Source organism: Pseudomonadota bacterium (assembly GCA_038533575.1).
Taxonomy (GTDB): Bacteria; Pseudomonadota; Alphaproteobacteria; order Rhodobacterales; family Rhodobacteraceae; genus Shimia_B.
The window spans coordinates 1-609 of the sequence record JBCAYL010000037.1 but is presented as its reverse complement, the minus strand read 5'-3'; the positions used below and the strand labels follow the sequence as shown (position 1 = coordinate 609).

Here is a 609-nt window from a genome sequence, read left to right as displayed (position 1 = left end):
AGGTCGGTGTATTCGTGATGCGGCGGGGTGAACATCTTGGTCTTGCCGCCCGCTTCGACGACCTTGCCTTCCTTCATCACCACCACTTCGTCGGCGATGGATTTCACCGTCGCCAGATCGTGGGTGATGAACATAAAGGCCAGATTGAGATCCCTTTGCAGCTTGTCCAGAAGCCGCAAAATCCCCTCGGCCACCAGCTGGTCCAGCGCGGATGTGACCTCATCACAGATGATGAACGTCGGTTCCGCCGCCAGGGCCCGCGCGATCCCCACGCGCTGTTTCTGCCCGCCTGAAAGCTCGGACGGCAGCCGGTGATAATACAGCGACGGTTCCAGCTCGATCTGGTCGAGAAGTTCGTCCACCCGCTTTTTCAACTCGGTCCCGCGCAAGCCGCCATAAAACGCCGCCGGGCGTCCGATGATCTCGCCAATGGATTTTTTAGGGTTCAGCGCGGTATCCGCCATCTGGTAGATCATCTGCGCCTGGCGCAACTGATCCTTCGACCGGCTTTTGTAATCTCGCGGCAAGGGCGTGCCCTGAAATTCCACATGGCCTTCCAGGGGGGGCAAGAGGCCGGTGATCACCCGCGCGGTCGTCGATTTGCCCGAC

Annotated in this window: 1 protein-coding gene; it reads right to left on the bottom strand. The window is 60.1% G+C overall.

Annotated elements, in window-relative coordinates; translation table 11 throughout:
* On the bottom strand, positions 1–609 hold a 609-nt coding region (locus AAFM92_16895), incomplete at both ends, for an ATP-binding cassette domain-containing protein (protein MEL7302037.1).